At 61.4% G+C, this 19,371-nt stretch carries 18 protein-coding genes; 11 read left to right on the top strand and 7 right to left on the bottom strand.

Features of this window, described 5'->3' with window-relative positions; translation table 11 throughout:
- Positions 1-150 precede the first annotated feature (150 nt).
- The 5 genes from ACFFWD_RS22720 to ACFFWD_RS22700 all read left to right on the top strand — a co-directional run bounded on the left by ACFFWD_RS22720 (position 151) and on the right by ACFFWD_RS22700 (position 5,383).
- Positions 151-1,098, top strand: a complete 948-nt coding sequence (locus ACFFWD_RS22720; RefSeq protein ID WP_376968718.1) for a Bug family tripartite tricarboxylate transporter substrate binding protein — start codon at positions 151-153, stop codon at positions 1,096-1,098.
- A 162-nt stretch (positions 1,099-1,260) separates the two neighbouring features.
- On the top strand, positions 1,261-2,136 hold the full coding sequence (locus ACFFWD_RS22715) for an S-methyl-5'-thioadenosine phosphorylase (RefSeq protein ID WP_376968717.1): 876 nt from the start codon (positions 1,261-1,263) through the stop codon (positions 2,134-2,136).
- Positions 2,133-3,236: an S-methyl-5-thioribose-1-phosphate isomerase gene (gene mtnA, locus ACFFWD_RS22710; protein ID WP_376968716.1), complete on the top strand. Its 1,104-nt coding sequence runs from the start codon at positions 2,133-2,135 to the stop codon at positions 3,234-3,236. The genes ACFFWD_RS22715 and mtnA overlap by 4 nt, the downstream gene beginning before the upstream one ends.
- 70 nt (positions 3,237-3,306) lie before the next feature.
- Complete coding sequence (locus ACFFWD_RS22705) at positions 3,307-3,849, top strand: tripartite tricarboxylate transporter TctB family protein (protein ID WP_376968715.1); 543 nt, start codon at positions 3,307-3,309, stop codon at positions 3,847-3,849.
- Positions 3,850-3,871: 22 nt separating this feature from the next.
- Positions 3,872-5,383: a tripartite tricarboxylate transporter permease gene (locus tag ACFFWD_RS22700; RefSeq protein WP_376968714.1), complete on the top strand. Its 1,512-nt coding sequence runs from the start codon at positions 3,872-3,874 to the stop codon at positions 5,381-5,383.
- Positions 5,384-5,389: 6 nt separating this feature from the next.
- Here the strand turns inward: ACFFWD_RS22700 and ACFFWD_RS22695 are convergent, their stop codons facing one another.
- Positions 5,390-6,583 carry a CaiB/BaiF CoA transferase family protein gene (locus ACFFWD_RS22695; RefSeq protein ID WP_376968713.1) on the bottom strand — a complete coding sequence of 398 codons (1,194 nt, stop codon included), beginning with the start codon at positions 6,581-6,583 and terminating at the stop codon, positions 5,390-5,392.
- Between the two features lie 315 nt (positions 6,584-6,898).
- Between ACFFWD_RS22695 and ACFFWD_RS22690 the strand changes: the two genes are divergently transcribed.
- The 3 genes from ACFFWD_RS22690 to ACFFWD_RS22680 all read left to right on the top strand — a co-directional run bounded on the left by ACFFWD_RS22690 (position 6,899) and on the right by ACFFWD_RS22680 (position 11,289).
- Positions 6,899-9,562 (top strand): M10 family metallopeptidase C-terminal domain-containing protein, encoded by a 2,664-nt coding sequence (locus ACFFWD_RS22690; protein ID WP_376968712.1) that lies wholly within the window; start codon positions 6,899-6,901, stop codon positions 9,560-9,562.
- 131 nt (positions 9,563-9,693) lie between these two features.
- Positions 9,694-10,362, top strand: a complete 669-nt coding sequence (locus ACFFWD_RS22685; RefSeq protein ID WP_376968711.1) for an acetyltransferase — start codon at positions 9,694-9,696, stop codon at positions 10,360-10,362.
- Positions 10,363-10,371: 9 nt separating this feature from the next.
- The gene (locus ACFFWD_RS22680) at positions 10,372-11,289 is read left to right on the top strand and encodes a hypothetical protein (RefSeq protein WP_376968710.1); all 918 of its coding nucleotides are present in this window, start codon (positions 10,372-10,374) and stop codon (positions 11,287-11,289) included.
- Positions 11,290-11,295: 6 nt separating this feature from the next.
- Here ACFFWD_RS22680 and ACFFWD_RS22675 read toward each other — a convergent pair whose 3' ends face one another.
- From ACFFWD_RS22675 to ACFFWD_RS22660, 4 genes are all read right to left on the bottom strand, one after another.
- Entirely contained in the window at positions 11,296-12,156 is an 861-nt protein-coding gene (locus ACFFWD_RS22675) for a phytanoyl-CoA dioxygenase family protein (protein WP_376968709.1), read from the bottom strand.
- On the bottom strand, positions 12,132-13,148 hold the full coding sequence (locus ACFFWD_RS22670; RefSeq protein WP_376968742.1) for a class I SAM-dependent methyltransferase: 1,017 nt from the start codon (positions 13,146-13,148) through the stop codon (positions 12,132-12,134). The genes ACFFWD_RS22675 and ACFFWD_RS22670 overlap by 25 nt, the downstream gene beginning before the upstream one ends.
- Before the next feature lie 128 nt (positions 13,149-13,276).
- Positions 13,277-13,924 carry a class I SAM-dependent methyltransferase gene (locus ACFFWD_RS22665; RefSeq protein ID WP_376968708.1) on the bottom strand — a complete coding sequence of 216 codons (648 nt, stop codon included), beginning with the start codon at positions 13,922-13,924 and terminating at the stop codon, positions 13,277-13,279.
- Entirely contained in the window at positions 13,921-14,907 is a 987-nt protein-coding gene (locus ACFFWD_RS22660; RefSeq protein ID WP_376968707.1) for a glycosyltransferase family 2 protein, read from the bottom strand. The genes ACFFWD_RS22665 and ACFFWD_RS22660 overlap by 4 nt, the downstream gene beginning before the upstream one ends.
- A 420-nt stretch (positions 14,908-15,327) precedes the next feature.
- Here ACFFWD_RS22660 and ACFFWD_RS22655 point away from each other — a divergent pair, with 420 nt between their 5' ends.
- Positions 15,328-16,218: a right-handed parallel beta-helix repeat-containing protein gene (locus ACFFWD_RS22655; RefSeq protein ID WP_376968706.1), complete on the top strand. Its 891-nt coding sequence runs from the start codon at positions 15,328-15,330 to the stop codon at positions 16,216-16,218.
- Positions 16,219-16,283: 65 nt separating this feature from the next.
- On the opposite strand, the gene ACFFWD_RS22650 is transcribed toward ACFFWD_RS22655, so the two are convergent.
- Complete coding sequence (locus ACFFWD_RS22650; RefSeq protein ID WP_376968705.1) at positions 16,284-17,081, bottom strand: WbqC family protein; 798 nt, start codon at positions 17,079-17,081, stop codon at positions 16,284-16,286.
- Between the two features lie 97 nt (positions 17,082-17,178).
- Here ACFFWD_RS22650 and ACFFWD_RS22645 point away from each other — a divergent pair, with 97 nt between their 5' ends.
- Entirely contained in the window at positions 17,179-18,036 is an 858-nt protein-coding gene (locus ACFFWD_RS22645; protein WP_376968704.1) for a class I SAM-dependent methyltransferase, read from the top strand.
- On the opposite strand, the gene ACFFWD_RS22640 is transcribed toward ACFFWD_RS22645, so the two are convergent.
- Positions 18,033-18,671, bottom strand: a complete 639-nt coding sequence (locus tag ACFFWD_RS22640; RefSeq protein ID WP_376968703.1) for a class I SAM-dependent methyltransferase — start codon at positions 18,669-18,671, stop codon at positions 18,033-18,035. The genes ACFFWD_RS22645 and ACFFWD_RS22640 overlap by 4 nt on opposite strands.
- Before the next feature lie 174 nt (positions 18,672-18,845).
- Between ACFFWD_RS22640 and ACFFWD_RS22635 the strand changes: the two genes are divergently transcribed.
- Entirely contained in the window at positions 18,846-19,343 is a 498-nt protein-coding gene (locus tag ACFFWD_RS22635; protein ID WP_376968702.1) for a tetratricopeptide repeat protein, read from the top strand.
- The last annotated feature ends 28 nt before the right edge of the window (positions 19,344-19,371 follow it).

Genomic DNA, 19,371 nt, shown 5'->3' with positions numbered 1-19,371 from the left:
CCTGCTGCGGCAGTTCGCTGGCTTGAACTCACCGGCATTATCCGCACAATGACGACAACCGACCATTCGTACGATTTTGCCAAGCCGAACAAATAGATAGGGAAGAAGCCAGTGGGACATTGTCTGAAAACCGCGGCGGCAGTTGCGGCCATGCTGCTCAGCGCACCGGCGGTTGCTGCCTGGGAGCCGTCCAAGCCGGTCGAGATCGTGGTCGCCGCAGGTGCGGGCGGTGCGTCGGACCAGATGGCGCGCATGATGCAGGCGGCGATCCAGAAGAACAATCTGATGAAGCAGCCGATGGTCGTCTCGCTGAAGGGCGGCGCGTCGGGCGCGGAAGCGCTGATGTACATGAAGTCCAGCGAGGGCGATGCCAACAAGCTGCTGATCGCCTATTCGCTGATCTACATGCTGCCGCTGTCGGCCAAGATCCCCTTCAACTGGCGCGATCTCACTCCCGTAACGGTGATCGCGCTCGACCAGTTCGTGCTGTGGGACAATGCCTCCGGCCCCAAGACCGTCAAGGACTTCGTCGCGGCGGCGAAGGCCGCCAGCGCGCCGTTCAAGATGGGCGGCACCGGCTCCAAGCGTGAAGACCATGTGCTGACCGTGTTCATGGAGCAGAAGACCGGCGCAAAATTCTCCTACCTGCCGTACAAGTCCGGCGGCGAGGCCGCGACCCAGCTAGTCGGTGGTCACACCGAATCCAACGTCAACAATCCATCCGAAAACCTCGAGGTCTGGCGCGCCGGCCAGGTTCGCGCGCTCTGCGTGTTCGACAAGGAGCGCATCTCCTACAAGACCAAGGTCACCGAAACGCAATCCTGGAACGACATCCCGACCTGCAAGGAAGAAGGGCTCGACGTGCAGTACCTGATGTTGCGCGCGATGTTCCTGCCGGGCAAGGTGACGGCGGAGCAGCAGGCGTTCTATGTCGACCTGTTCCAGAAGGTGGCGCAGACGCCGGACTACAAGGACTACATGGAAAAGCAGGCGCTCAAGCCGATCTTCCTGACTGGCAAGGACATGGTCGAGTTCCTCGAGGACGACGACAAGCTGAATGCCACGCTCATGAACGAAGCGGGCTTCATCGCAAAGTAGCCGGGGCCGGAGCACGCCATCGCTTTACCTTCAGGTCGGAATTGCCTTGCATGCGGTGGACGGGCGATGATTACTGCGCTGCAGTATCATCTGAGGTCTGCGGCGTGCCCGATTCGGCCGGATCACCCTTCCGTCGCCGCCGCAGGATCGTGAGGAGTGATCATGACCAAAGCCGTTCTCGGGATCATCGGCGGATCCGGCATCTACGATCTGCCCGGGCTGGAGAATGTCCGGGAGGATGCGGTCGCAAGCCCCTGGGGTGAGCCCTCGGCACCGCTCAGGCGCGGCGAGATCGGCGGGCTGCCGATCGTGTTCCTGCCGCGTCACGGCAAGGGGCACGCCCTGTCGCCATCCGACATCAACTATCGCGCCAATATCGATGTGCTGAAACGGGCAGGGGTCACCGACCTGGTCGCGCTGTCCGCCTGCGGTTCGTTCAAGGAGGAGTTGCCGCCGGGCACCTTCGTCCTCGTCGATCAGTTCGTCGATCGCACCCACAGGCGCGAGAGCTCGTTCTTCGGCAAGGGCTGTGTCGCCCATGTCCCGATGGCGCATCCGGTCTCGCCGCGCCTGCTTGCGCATCTTGCGTCCGCTGCGGAAGGCGAGGGCATCGCGTTCACGCGCGGCGGAACTTATCTCTGTATGGAGGGTCCGCAATTCTCCACGCTGGCCGAGAGCCTGACCTACAAGGCCCAGGGCTATTCGGTGATCGGCATGACCAACATGCCCGAAGCCAAGCTCGCCCGCGAAGCCGAAATCTGCTACGCCAGCGCGGCGATGGTCACCGATTTCGACTGCTGGCATCCCGGTCATGATGCGGTGACGGTGCAGGATATCATTCGCGTGCTGAATTCGAATGCGGAGAAGGCAAAGGCGCTTGTGGCGCGTCTGGCGCGCGATTTTCCGCGCGCGCACGAGCCGTGCCCGATCGGCACCGACCGCGCGCTCGACACCGCGCTGATCACGGCGCCCGAAGCGCGCGATCCCGCACTGCTGAAGAAGCTCGATGCGGTCGCCGGACGGGTGTTGCGCACATGAAGGTCGACGGCCGTCATTTTCGCAGCATCTGGCTCGAGCCCGACGGCTGGTCGATCGGCGCGATCGACCAGCGGCGGTTGCCGCATGAGTTCATCGTCACGAGGATCACGACCGCGGAGGAGGCGGGCGAGGCGATCAGCTCGATGCTGGTGCGCGGCGCGCCGCTGATCGGCGCGACCGCAGCCTTCGGCATGGCGCTTGCGATGCGCGCGGACGCTTCCGATGCGGCGCTCGATCGTGCCTGCAAGATGCTGATCGCGACCCGGCCGACCGCGATCAACCTGAAATGGGCGCTCGACGAGATGCGCCGCGCGCTGGCTCCGCTTGCGGCCTCGGCGCGCACTGATGCGGCCTATGCCCGGGCCTGCGAGATCGCTGACGAGGACGTCGCGATCAACCGCGACATCGGCCGCCATGGCCTCGGCCTGATCGAGGCCATCGCCGCGACGAAGAAGCCGGGCGAGCCGGTCAATGTCCTGACGCACTGCAATGCGGGGTGGCTTGCAACCGTCGATTGGGGGACGGCGACATCGCCGATCTATCAGGCCCATGATCGCGGCATCGCGGTTCATGTCTGGGTCGACGAGACGCGCCCGCGCAATCAGGGGGCTTCGCTCACCGCTTGGGAGCTCGGCCATCACGGCGTGCCGCATACCGTGATCCCTGACAACACCGGCGGCCATCTGATGCAGCATCGCATGGTCGATCTCGCGATCGTCGGAACCGATCGTGTCGCCGCCAATGGCGACGTCTGCAACAAGATCGGGACCTATCTGAAAGCGCTCGCCGCGCATGACAACGACGTGCCGTTCTATGTTGCGCTGCCGTCGCCGACCATCGACTTCGGTATCGATGACGGCATCAGGCAGATTCCGATCGAGCAGCGCGCCGCCAGCGAGGTGACGCACCTGACCGGGCGAACCGCTGATGGACGCATCGAAACCGTGCGCGTGGTTCCCGAGGGCTCGCCGGCGGCGAATTTCGGGTTCGACGTGACCCCGGCGCGGCTGGTGAGCGGATTGATCACCGAGCGCGGGGTGCTGAGGGCAGATCGTGCTGCACTTGCGAGCGCGTTTCCCGAACGGGCCGGCGCTAGCTGAAGGCTGCATTGACGTCGATTGAATCTGCACGCTATCCAGAATCGTCATCCTCGCGAGCCCAATCCCGTCCATGTCCAATACCGATATCGAAATCGTCGTCGACGATCCGACCGCGCCCGAAGCTAGCTCGCCTTCGGTCGTCAGCACCGGCGTCGTCGATGTCGTGGTGTCGCTCGTCCTGCTGGCGCTCGCCGTGACGCTTGGATGGGACAATTGGCGCACCGGCGCGTCATGGGACTCGACCGGGCCGCAGCCCGGCTATTTTCCGTTCTACCTCTCGGTGGTGCTCGGCGCCGCCAGCCTCTATGGCCTCGTCGCCGCGTTCCTGTCGCGACGGGAAGCCCCCGAGACCTTCGTGACGCGCGCCCAGTTCCGCCGGGTGATGGCGGTGTTCGTGCCGACCTTCCTGTTCTGCCTCGCCACGCAATTCCTCGGGCTCTATGTCGCAAGCTTCCTCCTGATCGCGGGCTTCATGCGCCTCGTCGGCAAGATCGCGCTGTGGAAGTCGCTGCTGACCGCGTTCGTCTTCACCGCAGCGATGTTCGTCACCTTCGACATCGCATTCGACGTCATCATGCCGAAGGGGCCGCTCGAAGCGGCCCTGGGCCGCTAACGGATCGACAGGACGTCGCGCCATGGAAGCCTTAGGTCTCCTGCTGCACGGCTTTGCTGTTTTGCTGACGTGGAAAACGCTCGTCCTGATGATGGTCGGGCTCGTGCTCGGCATCTTCGTCGGCGTGCTGCCGGGGCTCGGCGGGCCGAACGGCGTGGCGATCCTGTTGCCCCTGACCTTCACCATGGATCCGACCTCGGCCATCGTGATGCTGTCCTGCATCTACTGGGGCGCGCTGTTCGGCGGTGCGATCACCTCGATCCTGTTCAACATCCCCGGTGAGGCCTGGTCGGTCGCGACCACCTTCGACGGCTATCCGATGGCGCAGCAGGGCGGGGCGGCGGAAGCGCTCACCGCGGCGTTCACCTCGTCGTTCATCGGCTCCTTGGTCGCGGTGCTCCTGATCACCTTCCTGGCGCCGATGATCTCCTCGTTCGCGTTGAAGTTCGGCCCGCCCGAATTCTTCGCCGTTTATCTCCTGACGTTCTGTTCCTTCGTCGGCCTCGGCCGCGAGGCCAAGCACAAGACGGTCATCTCGATGTCGCTCGGGCTGCTGCTCGCCGGCGTTGGCATGGACACGGTGTCCGGACAGCTGCGCATGACCTTCGGTTCGGCGGAGCTGTTGCGCGGCATCAACTTCCTCGTCGCCGTGATCGGCCTGTTCGGGATCAGCGAGATTTTGCTCACGATGGAGGAACGGCTGGCGCTGCGCGGGCATGCCGCCGGCATCAGCCTGCGCGTCGTGCTGTCGGTCTGGAAGGACCTGCCGAAATACTGGGTGACGCTGCTGCGCTCGTCCTTCATCGGCTGCTGGCTCGGCATCACGCCGGGTGGCGCGATCGCAGCCTCCTTCATGGGCTACAACCTCGCCAAGCGTTTCTCCAAGGATCGGGACAGCTTTGGCAAGGGCCGTATCGAAGGCGTGTTCGCGCCGGAGACCGCCGCACATGCATCCGGCACCTCCGCGTTGCTGCCGATGCTCGCGCTCGGCATTCCCGGCTCCGGCACGGCGGCGATCCTGCTCGGCGGCCTGATGGTGTGGGGCCTCAATCCGGGTCCGCTGCTGTTCGTCGAGCACAAGGATTTCGTCTGGGGCCTGATCGCCTCGATGTACCTCGGCAACGTCGTTGGCCTCGTTCTTGTGCTGACGACGGTGCCGATCTTCGCCTCGATCCTGCGCGTGCCGTTCGCCGCCGTTGCGCCGATGATCGTGGTCTCCTGCGCGATCGGCGCCTATGCGATCCAGAACGCGATGTTCGACATCTGGCTGATGCTGGGCTTTGGCGTCGTCGGCTATGTCTTCAAGAAGATCGGCATCCCGCTCGCGCCGTTCACGCTGGCGCTCGTGCTCGGCAACCGCGCCGAGGACGCCTTCCGCCTGTCGATGATCGGCTCCGGCGGCGACATGAAGGTGTTCTGGTCGAACGGTCTCGTCGGCTCGATCACGACGCTCGCGATCGTGCTGTTGTTCTGGCCGGTGGTCGACCGGGCCTTCGCCGGCGTCTCGCGCCTGTTGCGGCCGGCGAAGGCGTGATGTGGCTCACACGACCTTGCGCTGCCTGAGCTCGGCGATCTCGTCCTTGCCGAAGCCGAATTCGGCGAGCACTTCCTCGGTCTGTTCGCCGAACTCCGGTGGGCGCGCCGCCATTGTGCTCGGCGTCCGCGACAGCGTCACGGGTTGGCCGACGAGCTGGATGTCCCAGTTCTCGTCATTGGGCACGCGCTGTGCAATGCCGAGATGCTTGACCTGGGCGTCGTCGAACATCTGGTCGATCGAGTAGATCGGCCCGCATGGCACGCCGGCGGCGTTGAGCTCGCGGACCCAGGTCTCGGTGGATTTTTTCTCGGTCAGCGTGTTGATCTTCGCGTTCAGCGCATCGCGATTCTTGGAACGTGCCGGCGCCGTCGCGTAGTCGGGGTCGTTGATCAGCTCGGGTGCGCCGATCGCCTGGGCGCAGCGCTCCCAGATCCGGCCCCCCGTGGTGGCGATGTTGATGTAGCCGTCGGAGGTCTTGAACACCCCGGTCGGGATCGAGGTCGGATGGTTGTTGCCGGCCTGTTTCGCCACCTCCTTCTCCATCAGCCAGCGCGCGGCCTGGAAATCCAGCATGAAAATCTGCGCCTGCAGGAGCGAAGTCTGCACCCATTGGCCCTCGCCGGAGACGTCGCGCTCGAGCAGCGCCGTCAGGATGCCGATCGCGCAGAACAGCCCTGCGGTCAGGTCCGCGACAGGAATGCCGACCCGCATCGGGCCGCCGCCAGGCGCGCCGGTCACCGACATCAGCCCGCCCATGCCCTGGGCGATCTGATCGAAGCCTGGCCGCTTGTGGTAGGGACCGTCTTGGCCGAAGCCCGAAATGCTGCCGTAGACGATCCGCGGATTGATCTTCCGGATGCTCTCATAGTCGATGCCGAGCTTGGTCTTGACGTCCGGGCGGAAGTTCTCGACCACGACGTCGGCCTGTTCGGCCAGCCGCTTGAACACATCAAGGCCTTTGGGGTCCTTCAGATTGAGCGTCATAGCCCGCTTGTTGCGGTGCAAATTCTGGAAATCGGAGCCGCGGCGCGGGCCGCCCGGCTGCTCGCCACCGCCGTCCTCCAGGAGCGCATCGATCTTGATGACATTGGCACCCCAGTCCGCGAGCTGCCGCACGCAGGTCGGGCCGGATCGGACCCGGGTCAGGTCGAGCACGATGAACCGGGAGAGGGCTTGGGAAGCGCGGGGAAAGGGCATTGAGAACACCTCTTGTTAGGCGGGTCGCTCCGGGAACCACCCCTCGGTTTGGACAGATTGCCCCGATGCCCGCAAAACTACGGGATCGGAGCCGGTGGGCGTGCTCCAGAGCCTGATTTTTCGCACAGTTGCAGTCGTCGATTCAACCTTGCGCCTTAATGCTTTGCCAATGAGGTGCCAGCAGAATAGCAGCAACGCCATGCCGCGAGGCCGCGCTACCCTGGGCCGGTTGCCCGGCGATTCATGAAAGTCAGATAACTTTTGGGTGTGGTCGGTTCGATGCGGAAGACCAGTTCGCTATTCGATGATTCCGGAATGTTTGCCCCGTTCGGTGACCTCGGCCTTGCGACCGGCACGGGCCTTTCCGGATCGGGAACCGGCGCGATTGGTCCGTCCCTGCTCGGCGACGACGGGGACCCCTTTCCGCTCGCCGGGACGACGTCCGTCACGGCCAGCACCAGCACGAGCACCACAAAGCCGGTCGCGACGATCGCCCAGCTTGCCGACTACCTGGTCAACGGCTTTTGGGCCTACAACAACACCATCGCCCACCATTGGGCCTCCGTCACCATCACCTACAATATCAGCGGGTTGAACGCGTCCGAGCAGTTCCTGGCGCTGTCGGCGCTGCAGGCTTGGCACGATGTTGCCAACGTCACCTTCGTCCAGACCACGGGCAGTGGGAACATCACCTTCGTGGACACCGGCACCATGACGGCCGTCACCAACGCGTCCTGGACGGGCACGGGTCTGATGACGTCTGCGACCGTCGACATCAGCTCGGACTGGATCACGAGCGACGGCGGCGCCTACGACGGCAAGACCGGGATCGACAGCTACGGCTACCAGTCCTACATCCACGAGATCGGCCACGCGCTCGGCCTAGGCCATCAGGGTCCCTATAACGGCAGCGCGACCTATTCCGCCAACGCGATCTATGCCAACGACACTTGGCAATACTCGATCATGTCCTATTTCGCGCAGGACAATTATTCCGGCAGTTCGTATCGCTACGTCGTCACCCCGCAGATGGCCGACATATATGCTGTGGACTCGATCTACGGCGCGGCGACCACGACGCGGACCGGCGACACCGTCTATGGCTTCAACAGCAATGCGGGCGCGATCTACAATTTCGCGAATTACACCCAGGCCCCCGCACTGACGATCTACGACAGCGGCGGCAACAACACGCTCGACTGCTCCGGATATTCCGCCGCGCAGACCATCGATTTGCACCCGGGGGCTTTCTCGTCGGTGGGCGGGCTTGTCAACAACATCGGGATATCGACCAACACCATCATCCAGACGGCGATCGCCGGCAGCGGCAACGACACGCTGATCGCGAATGATTACGGCTGCAAGTTGGTGGCCGGCGCGGGCAACGATACCCTGATTGGCGGCGCGGTTGCGGACCGGCTGGTCGCCGGCTCAGGCGTCGACATCATGACCGGCGGAGGCGGCGCCGACACCTTCGTGTTCTCGGCCGGACACGTAACGGCGGCGAGCGGAAAGCACGACCTTATCACGGACTTCGTGTCAGGCCTCGATCACATCGATCTCAGCGGTATCGGTTCGTTCCACTTCATCGGCACGGCGCCCTTTGACCACAAGGCCTACGAAGTCGACTACAGCTACAACAGCACGCTCGGCGTGACGGTGCTCCAGGGCGACATCACCGGCAACGGGATCCCCGATTTTGCCATCGACCTAAAGGGTAATATCGCGCTGACGGCGTCGGATTTGATCGGGCTCGTCACGATTCCGGTCACATCCCAACCGCTCAATGTCTCGACTGGCGCTGATTGTGTCATCACCTCCAGCTTCCTGAGTGCGAGCGACAGTGCCACCGCTGCGCAACTTCTGTACACGGTTGTAAATGCGCCTGCACGCGGCGTGCTGCTGTTGAGCGGAACGGTCGCGACGTCATTCACGCAAGCGGATATCAATAATGGTCTCGTCACCTACCATGAGACCGCGCCCGGAGTGGCATCGGACGGCTTCCAATTTTCGGTTTCGGATCCGTCTGGAAGCTCGTCGGGTGTACTCTCATTCCAGATTAACATCGACACCAGCAATCCTAGTGCCAGCCATGCCACGGGTAAGTTTAGCGCTGCGAGCACTAGCGACATCCTATGGTATAACGACAACGGCACGGCTTCGATCTGGAGCAATGGCCAACTCAGCGGTGCGCATTGGATCGCCAATCCGGGCTCTGTTCCGGCCAGTTCTCACGTAGCGGGAATCGGTGATTTCGACGGGAATGGCTTGAGCGACATACTTTGGCGCGATGACAGTGGAGCGGTGTTCATTTGGGATAACGGATCGCCTGCCGCCAGCCACACAATCGCCGCGGCTGGCGCGGTCCCGAGCAGCTCGCAGATCGCCGGAGTTGGGGATTTCGACGGAAACGGTCGCTCCGATATTCTATGGCACGACAACAACGGGTCGGTCTTTATCTGGGACAATGGCCAGGCGACCGGAGCCCACACGGTTGCTGCTGCTGGCGTGGTCCCGAGCAGCTGGCACATCGTCGGCGTAGGCGATTTCGACGGCAACGGGCGCTCGGACATACTTTGGCAGAATGACAACGGCGCGCTCTCGATCTGGGACAACGGGCAAATTTCGGGCGCTCACTGGATTGTCAATCCCGGTGTAGTGCCGAGCAGCTGGCATGTCGTCGGCATTGGTGATTTTGACGGCAACCATCGTTCCGACATCCTCTGGCAGAACGACAACGGCGCGGTGTCAATCTGGGATGACGGCCAGATCGCGAATGCACATATCATAGCGAATCCGGGCATCGTTCCCTCTAGTTGGCATATTGCCGGCGTTGGCGATTTTAACGGGAATGGGCATTCTGGCATTCTCTGGCAGAACGACAACGGAGCGGTGTCGATCTGGGACAATGGTCAGATATCGAACGCGCACATTATCTCCGCTGCTGGGAACGTTCCCGGCACTTGGCACATTGCGTAAGCTTGAGGATGATCACTCCAAAAATGCAGTTTGGTGGGTGGAGCACCTGGCGACGCGATCTATCGCTACGGGAGCCCGTTTGTTGCAGTTAGTCTCCGAACGGATATAACTGGTGGATCGGAGGCACACGATTGCAGAAGCAGAAGATCATCGTTTTCGGGACCGGCGAGATTGCAGAGCTGGCCGATTTCTATTTCACTCATGATTCCCGCTACGAAGTTGCAGGCTTCACCGTTGACGGCGCTTTTCTGAAGCAAACGGAGTTTCGCGGCCGACCGGTCGTCGCGTTCGAAGACGTTGCGGGGAGGTTTGCGCCCGAACAATACGAAATGTTCGTCGCCGTCAGCTATGCCAAGGTCAATGCGGTCCGGACGGAAAAGGTGGCGGCGGCTCGCGCCAAGGGATACAGGCTTGCAACATATCTGAGCAGCCGTGCCACGACATTTCCCGGCTTCGAACCGCAGGAAAACTGCTTCATCCTCGAAGACAACACGATTCAGCCTTTCGCGCGCATTGGGTCGAACGTGACCTTGTGGAGCGGCAACCACATCGGTCACCACTCGACGATCGAGGACGACGTCTTTCTGGCGTCGCACATCGTCGTGTCCGGTGGCGTTAGGATCGGGCAGGGAACCTTCGTCGGCGTGAATGTGACGATCCGCGATCATGTCACGATCGGCAAGAAGTGCGTGCTTGGCGCGGGCGCACTGATCCTGGAGGATCAGCCGGATTTTTCGGTGGTGGCGCCGCGCGGATCCGAGCGCTCGTCGGTGCCAAGCACGCGCCTCAGAAATCTGTGAGGGTGGGGGATGGCTTGGCGCCGCCTCGGCTTGGTATTTGTTCCGGATGGCAGCCTGCCGTGGGCGCGCAGCCACGCCGCGCTGCCCGCGCCGATCCACTTGGCAGGGGACGCTTTCCGCTTCTTCTACTGTTCACGCGACACTCAAAGGCGCTCGCACGTGGGATGGGTTGACGTGGAGGTCTCTGAGGCTCCGCGGGTTCTCGACGTCGCGCGGGAACCGGCGCTGGCACCCGGTGAGGACGGCACGTTCGATGATAGCGGCATCGGGATCGGCTGCATCGTTGAATTGGAGGACGGTCTTTCGATCTACTACATGGGCTGGAATCTCGGCGTTCGCTCGCCTTGGCGGAACGCGATTGGACTGGCAAGGTCGCGAACACCCTCAGAGGCTTTCGAGCGGCTTTCGCCGGGCCCGATCTTGGATCGCTCACCCGAGGATCCCTACACACTCTCGTATCCCTGCGTGTTGCGGTTCGGCCCCGCGGACTGGCGGATGTGGTATGGCTCCAATCTCACGCCAGCAGTTGGAAATGCCGACATGCAGCACGCGATCAAACTCGCGCGGTCGGTTGACGGCGTTCATTGGACGAGAGACGGAAGGACCGTCGTGGGCTTCGCTGCAGAGACGGAGCACGCGCTCGCGCGCCCCAGTGTAACGAAGGTCGGTGACAGGCTTCTGATGTGCTTCGCATGCCGCGGACAGCGCTATCGTCTCGGCGCCGCGTCGAGTGATGACGGCGTGACCTGGGCCCGACTTGATGCGGTGATGGGACTTGGGCCCTCGGGCACGGGCTGGGAAAGCGAAATGACTTGCTACCCGGCGCTGTTTTGGCATCGCGGTAGTCTGTGGCTGGCTTACAACGGCAATGGCTATGGTGCCACCGGTTTTGGCCTCGCTCGGTGGGAAGGCGAGTTGCCTCTCTGACGGCGGTCAGGTTTTTCGGGCCCTGCCAGCCAGGTATTCTGCAATCGATGCCGGCTGGCGCGCGTCATAACCGAGCAATCTGCGATGCGCAGGATCGGTGACGAAGTCTTCTCCGAGAGCAGTGGGCAAATCGATTTGTTGGCGAAGCAAAGGAATTGAGTAGACGTGGTTGATCGCGCGCCGCGGCCTTGCGGTCACGTTGATGCCGCCGCTGTGGAATACCATGCAGTCGAGAACGATGAACGAACCGGCCGGCGCAGTGACGGCCGACGCTTGGGTCGTCACAAAATGGTCCGACGGAAACGCCTCTTGCCGATGGGATGCCGGCAACACCATGGTGGCGCCGTTTTCGATCGTGAATTCGTCGAGGCAAAAGAGCGCGTTGATCGCAAGCGGTCGCGACGAAACGAAATGCTGGTATGGCAAATCGCGGTGCCACGCTCCTTGATTGTACTGCTTTGCGTTCGGCGGGTTGATGATGCCGTTCTGCTGGTTGAGTACCACGTAGCCGGAGATCAGTTGGCGGCAGATGTCCAGAACCTTTCCGTTCGCCGCGAGCTCGAGAAAGATTGGGTCATATGCCAGCGGCAGCCGGATCGTGTTGTGCTCGTCGATTGCTTTGAGCGCATCGATGCCACCATGTTCGAGGGAGTGGCGCCCCTGCGCGCGATCGAACGCTTCGGACAGCAACGTCAGCCATGCGGGACTGTAACCACCGTTGACGACTCCATAACCGAGCTGTCGTATCGATTCACATGTCCGCTCGACATCCGAACTGGATTGCGTCTGTTCGGTGACGCCGTAACGCTTTGGAATATCTGCCTGCATCATGCCAACAAAATCTAACGGGGGATCAGATCGTTCCATGTGACTGATCGAAGACCATCTCGGCTGAGCCGTTCGGCGATTGCACTTTGCACGTGAGGCGACGCCGCAACTAGGATCAGGTCGTCGGGATTTTGTACTGCTTCCTGGTAGGATGCAATGGGTCGGCCCAGCGGCCAAGCCTCACTGACGTCGTCAAGTACGATCAACTCGATCCGCGCCCACGTTCTCGGAGCATAAGCGCGGAGCAGGGCGGCGGTTTGCCCGCCGCCAAAGGCTAGAAGGCGCGAACAGGTTCGTGAGCGATCAAGCAGCGTTTGGTCGAGGCTCCCCCAGCGCTCAAGATAAGCGGATCGTTCGGAGCGAAGACTGGAGAACGACGCCAGCCGTCGCGGCGGCAGGCTGGGGCCGGTTGCCGCAAGCACGACCATCTGGAAGTCGCCGATCTCTTGCGGAGCCGGGATTTGCTTTTTCATCGCGAGAGACGCTGCCTGGCTTGCGAGCAGCAGAGCATCAGGCGTCAAGCTATAGAGGTGGTCGAAGAATAGCAGTTCGATATTTGGCGGCTGCGTCGCCGGACAGACCGCAAGAATTTGTCCATTCGGCGTTAAGTGTGGCCGCAGGGTGTTGAGAAATGCTCGCGGGTCGGCGGTATGTTCGATGACGTTGACCGCGACGATCAGGTCGAAGGGACCTGCATCATTCGGGATATCCTCAACAAAGCCGCTCGCCAGGTGAATTCTGCCTTCCGATCGAGCAGTGTCTGGCAACGCAGGGTCGATCCCGTACCCGATTGCGTCGGGCCACATTCTGAGCAATTCGGAAAGCAGAGCCCCGGAGCCGCAGCCCATTTCCAATATAGTCTGGGGTGCCGAGGCTTCAGCCATAATCCAGCTGCCGTAAGCGCGGGCCCGGGCGGTGTCCGATTTAGGGGCGGCAGCCGCAAGCTTGTATTCGTCACCATAAATGGTGCGGACCTCGTCGCTGGTGGTCTCTGAGGTGTGGAAGGCGGTCCCGCAGGCCAGGCAGGACATCTTCGCCAACGGGCGTGATATCACCCGTCCGTCGCTGAGCATGGACCGGTGGGGGTGCGGAAGGGAAAGCTCGCCGACGTTTCCTCCGCAGAGCGGGCACCGCGACGGTTTTGTGGCTACAGCAATCGTCAAATTTTCACCTGCGTATGCCGCACGAGTACCGTGAATTCGTATAACCCGTAGTCTTGCAGCAGCGCGATCGATCGACCGTATCGGGAAATGCAGTGGCTGAGCATCTGCGCCGGATCCGCATAGAACAGATTAGACCGGCGGCGATCTGGATCACTCGATAGGCTCAGGATATTGAACCCGAATCCACGCCGGCCGGCGCGCGCGAGAACGTCGAGCGTCTGCTGCACGTAGCTGATCCAGGTTTCGTTTGGGACGTCCCCCTTGACGTTGAAGATTCCGCTGGCGATCGCAAAGTCGGCGGTTTCGTTCGGCTCGGCTCCCACGCGCCAGCAACGATCCTCTCCCTCACCGTGAAGCTTGCGGGCTTTCTCGATCATGCTCGGTGCGACGTCGTAGCCGATGAAATGTCCGGGATGGCCGTTATCCCTCAAAAAGCGCAGGAAATCGCCGAACCCGCAGCCAAGGTCGATCACCGAACTGTGCCGGCTATCCGCCAACAGGCGCAGGAATTGTCTATGCCGCAGGTGATGCGACTCGGAACCGTTCCAATCCACGCCTTGCGGCGTAGCGCCATGCGCTTCGAGCTTCGCGGAATAGTATTGCGCGACCTCGGTCAGGATACGGGACTGGATCGGGTCGGTCACGACGGACCGTCCGTGCGGACGAGAGAAGACGATTGGAGAGGACTTGATACGGACGTTCCGTCCGTCGCAGCGCGATGCACGCGGCGCACGACCGTATAAGGCCGCCTCTTCGCCTCCGCGAGGATGCTGGCCATGTAAATTCCCAATATTCCGAGAATCAGCGTGATGAGGCCTCCCAGGAACCAAATCGAGATGATCTGCGAGGTAAAGCCGCTGACTCCGACCCCGGCCGTAAGATAACGCAGCAGATAGAAGGCGATAATGCCGATGGAGACGGTAAAGATCAGTAGGCCAGTATAGAACACCAGATATAGCAATCGCGTCGAGGATGTCGTCAAATGCTTCACCGCCAAATCTATTCGCTTCCAGAGCGAGTAAGTCGATGGCGAAGTGGACAGCTTTTCGACGACGATCTGGTTCTGCCGGAATCCAGTCACCTGCCAAAGGTCCGAAATCACGAATTCGCGGTCGCGGTGTCGGACCAAGGCCTTGACATAATCGGCCGACATCAACCGTGCGGTCACCAGATTGCGTGGAAGCGGCCGGTCACCTAGCGCATCCACCAAGGCAAAGAAAATCGTGCCTCCAATTCGTTCGATCAGCCCGCCGCGGCGCGCCTGCTGGACGCCGTAGACCACATCGCTGTCGCCCTGCTCGAAGCGCCGGTAGAACAGCGTCAGGTCCTCGGGACGTTCCTCGAGATCACTGTCGATCAGGAAAATCAGATCGCCTCTGGCATAGGAGAGGCCAGTCATCATCGCCTTGTAGTGCCCGAAGTTGCGGGCGAGATCGACGACGACGATCCGAGGGTCGCGCCGATGCAGAGCGAGCGCGAGCTCAAGGCTATTGTCGGGCGATCCGTCATTGACGATCACCAGCTCAACCTCAGGAAAGAGCGCGTCAGCGGCCTTCATGGCCCGATGATAGAACTCTTCGATCGTGGCAGCCGATCGATAGAGGGTAGTGACGATTGAGAGTTTCACAGATCGCTCGTTATTCGGAATTCAGATTTTCGCCGATGGTAGCGGGACGGCACGCAGGGCCAATTGGCACGGAGCGGAGCTCACCCCGGCGCGACTCGCCAAGCGTCTCCGTTTGACAAAAAAACGCGCACGATTGAACCGATTCCTGTCCTGGACCATCCAACCTCCGAGAAGGGGGAGAGGTTTGGCCGCGCGCCGCAGAAATCTGTGTGTCCGGACTTGATTTGCGGCATTTTCTTTGCTGTCTAGCGGCGACTTTGGGGCAAAGATCATAAAGATTATAGCGCGGACGAGTACAACCCCAGGAAAGCGGACGGCTGGGCGCTTTTCGTGTGCAGATGTACCGGGGTTTGATTGCCGATTCTACCCTCGTTTTTTAGAGCCGGCCAAGGAAATCACTGCAGAGACAAGGAGATAGACATGCATCGTTTTGGTTTGCTGGCGCTTTTGATCGGTTTTTTGATTCCGGTGCTCGCCTCGGCTCCCGCCCACGCCCAGGCCACGCGGACCTGGGTTTCCGGCGTCGGTGACGATGCGAACCCTTGCAGCCGTACGGCGCCCTGCAAGACCTTTGCCGGAGCGATTTCCAAGACCGCCGCGGGCGGCGAAATCGATTGCCTCGACCCGGGAGGATTTGGCGCCCTCACGATCACCAAGTCGATTTCGATCAATTGCCATGAGGGTTTCGGCTCGGTGCTGGTTGCCGGAACGAACGGCATTGTCATTGCGGCTCAGCCGACCGATCAAGTTGTCCTGCGAAACATCCAGTTCCAGGGACTTGGCATATCAGCTGGCGCCAACGCCGGGCTCGTGGGCATCAAGATCCTGACAGCGGCCTCCGTGTCGATTGAGGATTGCATCGTCACCGAATTCAGCCAGCAGGGGATCCTCGATAATCGTTCCAACGCGGGCGGGAAGCTCTTCGTCAAGAACACAGTGGTTACGCACAACGGCGGCTCGGGTATTTCGGTGGCCGGCGCGGCGACCAATAATGCGACCCTCGACGGTGTGCAGTCGTACAACAACGCCTTCGGTGTTGCCGCCGGCAACGGCAACAACGTCACCATCAAGCGATCGAGCTTCGCCAGCAATTCCAACACCGGTGTGCTCGGGGATAGCGGTGCGCAGATCACCGTAGATGATAGTGCGATCAGCGGCAATGCGACCGGCATCAACGGTACTATTCGGTTGTCGAACTCCGATATCAACTTCAATGGGACTGCGTTCGCGGGTGGACCCACGAGCTACGGCAACAACAGACTCTTCGGCAACGGCGCGGTCGGCTCGTTCAGCACTGCGGGCCAGCAATAGCGACCAGTCATGGCAAAACAGAACCCGGGGTGGTTGCGCGCCGGGTTCTGTGGAGCCTGTCATCCTTATCGGGCGTCCGGTGCGATTCGGAGCGTGTCCGGGCCGATATAGTGCGTTGCCGCGGGACCGGTGTTCAACAAGAGGTCAACGACGCTAACGGCGTGCTCGAAGCTTCCGTGGAGCTGGGGGTATTGAGAATAGCCGTCGTAGTTCATCCACTCGGTCGCAATCCCGGCGGAGGCAAGCTGTGCCTCGTCAAGGTAAACCCGCGCCGAGGGGCCGCTTAGATACCGATTTGCTCCTGCGGCCTTGGCGATGCTCAAGAGCCTTGCGGTTTTGACGCCCTCCGCGGGATAGGCGGTGTCCCTGACGATGCGGGTTTCCAACCCGAGCAGTTCGGCGATCCCCCGCAAAAACAGTTCATTGACGTCTGTGAGCCGGCGCTCCTTGTCTGCGCGCTCGTACCAGGCTTTTAACGTGGGCGCGAACTGGTCGAAAAAGGGCGCACGTCGATAGGCCAGTTCCACCGCACGCCAGTGCTTCTCGGCCCACGGCTTTTCGATCTCGACCTCGTCAATCGGCTGCTCAAACCGTCCCTTGGAGACCACGGGTATCGTTAGCCACTCGACTCCGTTGGCAGTCTTGATGCGGTTGCGGTTGTGCCAGTGTCGCTTCACATATTGAGCGCTGTCGAAGATCACGTATTCGTCGCATCGTCCGATCAGGTCGAAGAAACCTTTCCAGGGGATGTAGCAGGATTGGACAATGCAAATCTGCACGTGTGACTGACCCGACAATCGAAGAGGCGTGGCCGCTGGCCAGCGGTCCTGCCGGTGTTTATAGTGATCGAATGATGAAATCACCAATTATCGCGCTTTCTGTCCGTCGCGTTCGCCCGGCATGACCGTCCCGATCCTGCCTCGGCGACGATGTCTTGCCTGCGGAGCTGAGGAGCCTGTGGTGGAAAACGGGCCCATCTGGCCGTCGGGCTGGCAATGTGGGACCTGCGGCCATGTCGTTGCCGAGCATGATGGGATTCCAATGTTCGCACCAGAGCTTGCCGACACCATCAGCGGCATGGATCCGAAGAATTTCGAGATGCTTTCGAAAGTTGAGGCCGAACATTTCTGGTTCGTCGCCCGCAATGAGCTCATCGTCGGCCTCATCAACAAGTTCTTTCCCGACGTCCGTCGCTTTCTCGAGATTGGCTGTGGCAACGGAGCCGTGCTGTGTGCTGTCGCGCAGGCGCGCAATTGGGAGCGACTGGTCGGATCCGAACTCCATCCGTCCGGGCTTGCTTTTGCGAGAAAGCGACTGCCGGCGCAGGTCGAACTTGTCCAGATGGATGCGCGCCATATTCCCGCCGAGGACGTTTTTGATCTCACTGGCGCTTTCGATGTGATTGAGCACATTGCAGATGACGAAGGGGTGCTGCGCGGACTGCGACGTGCGACGCAACTTGGGGGAGGGACGATCATAGCGGTGCCGCAGCATCCCTGGCTCTGGAGCCGCGCCGATGACATCGCCTATCACCAGCGACGCTACCGGAGAGGAGAACTCGAGGAAAAACTTCGCCGCAACGGCTTTGAAGTACTGTTCTCCACGTCCTATACTGCGGTGCTGCTGCCATTTATGGCCTTAAGCCGTCTAAGCGCGAAGCACAAGAAAGGCAACCAAGAGGTGGAGCGCGAATTTGACCTGAATCCGCTGACCAACAGGATCTTTACCGCAACTCTGCGTGCTGAGGTCCGCGCTACGCTGTCCGGATTGAGTTGGCCTGCTGGCGGCAGCCGGGTTGTCGTAGCCCGCGCGGTCTAGTCGCTTCGTTGCTTCGACCCGTGTCGAGCGATCATGACGATGTGATCGTAGGGAATTCGAAGCAGGTCGTGAAACACTCGGGTCTGCACATCGAAGCCCTGGCCGTTCAGTAGTTCCAAGTAGCCCCCGGGCGTTCTGATATTGAGGCCGGAGTCAAGCTTGTTGATGAGTTTGACTGCCGTTCGCTGTCGCGGAAGCCAGACGTTGTCTATCGTCACAATCCTTCCGTCTTGCTTGAGCAGGCGCTTCAAGGAAGTGAACAGCGAAATGGCTTCATCGTCAGCGAGGTGATGCAGCAAAGCCGAGATGTTTATCAGGTCGAAGCTGTTCTCATCCTGCCGGAGGTCGTTTGCGGCATTGCCGACCACGAAGCGGCCCCGGCTGCCGTAAAGCTCTCGGGCAAAGGCGATGTGCTTCTCATTGAGATCGATGCCGGTATAGTTCAGCGAAGGGAGATAAGCCAGAATGTTCGCCGGCCCGCAGCCAACGTCGAGCATCTTGATGCCAGGCGTCGGCTTCAGCACCTCGTTCACGTATCGTCTGATTGCGTTGTCGGCGCCGAGCGCGAACATCAATCCTTTGTAGATCGATGGAATACGTATCGATTGATACAGGCCGGTAATTCGCTGCGCCACGTCCTGCTCCAGATAATCCTGTCATATTCCACCCAACGACGTCCTCTATAAGCGCCTCGGGCTGACGAAGCCAGTATCGTGCCTTGTGGATTTTCGCGATCTGGACGTCTAGTGTAGTCAACCATGAGCAGCAGGGATTTCGACGGGTCGGGACGTGCAGGCAAAGGTAATTCCTTGACGGGGCGACTCTTCGTCCCGCTTACCGCCATCGTGCTTTTGGTTGCGCTAGCTGATCCACTGTGTGCGGCATCCCTCCGCCAAGGCATCGCCGCCTTCAACCGGCAGGACTATCAGCGCGCCTCCAGCATCTTCATCCCCCTCGCCGAGCATGGCGACCCGTCGGCGCAGGCCTATCTCGGTTTCCTGTTCGAGACCGGGCGCGGCGTGCCGCAGAATTATTCGGAAGCTGCGATGTGGTATCGCCGGGCGGCGGAGCAGGGCGACAGTCTCGCGCAATATTCGCTCGGCCTGCTCTATGACCGTGGGCAGGGCGTCCCGCGCGATATCGTCGAGGCCGGTAAGTGGCTCAACCTCTCGACCGCGGCCGCACCGCCCAAGGCGCGCGAGGCGCGGCAGCGGATCCGCGACGCCGTCACCCGGAAGATGTCACGTGGCGAGGTCGCGCAGGCACGGCTGCGTGCGTTGGAATGGGCGCCAACCCGCGAGCACTGAGCGGCGTCCGGGCCAAGCGGCTAAGGCG

This window comes from Bradyrhizobium erythrophlei (genome assembly GCF_042430365.1).
GTDB lineage: Bacteria > Pseudomonadota > Alphaproteobacteria > Rhizobiales > Xanthobacteraceae > Bradyrhizobium > Bradyrhizobium erythrophlei.
This window is presented reverse-complemented; position numbering and strand designations above follow the sequence as displayed.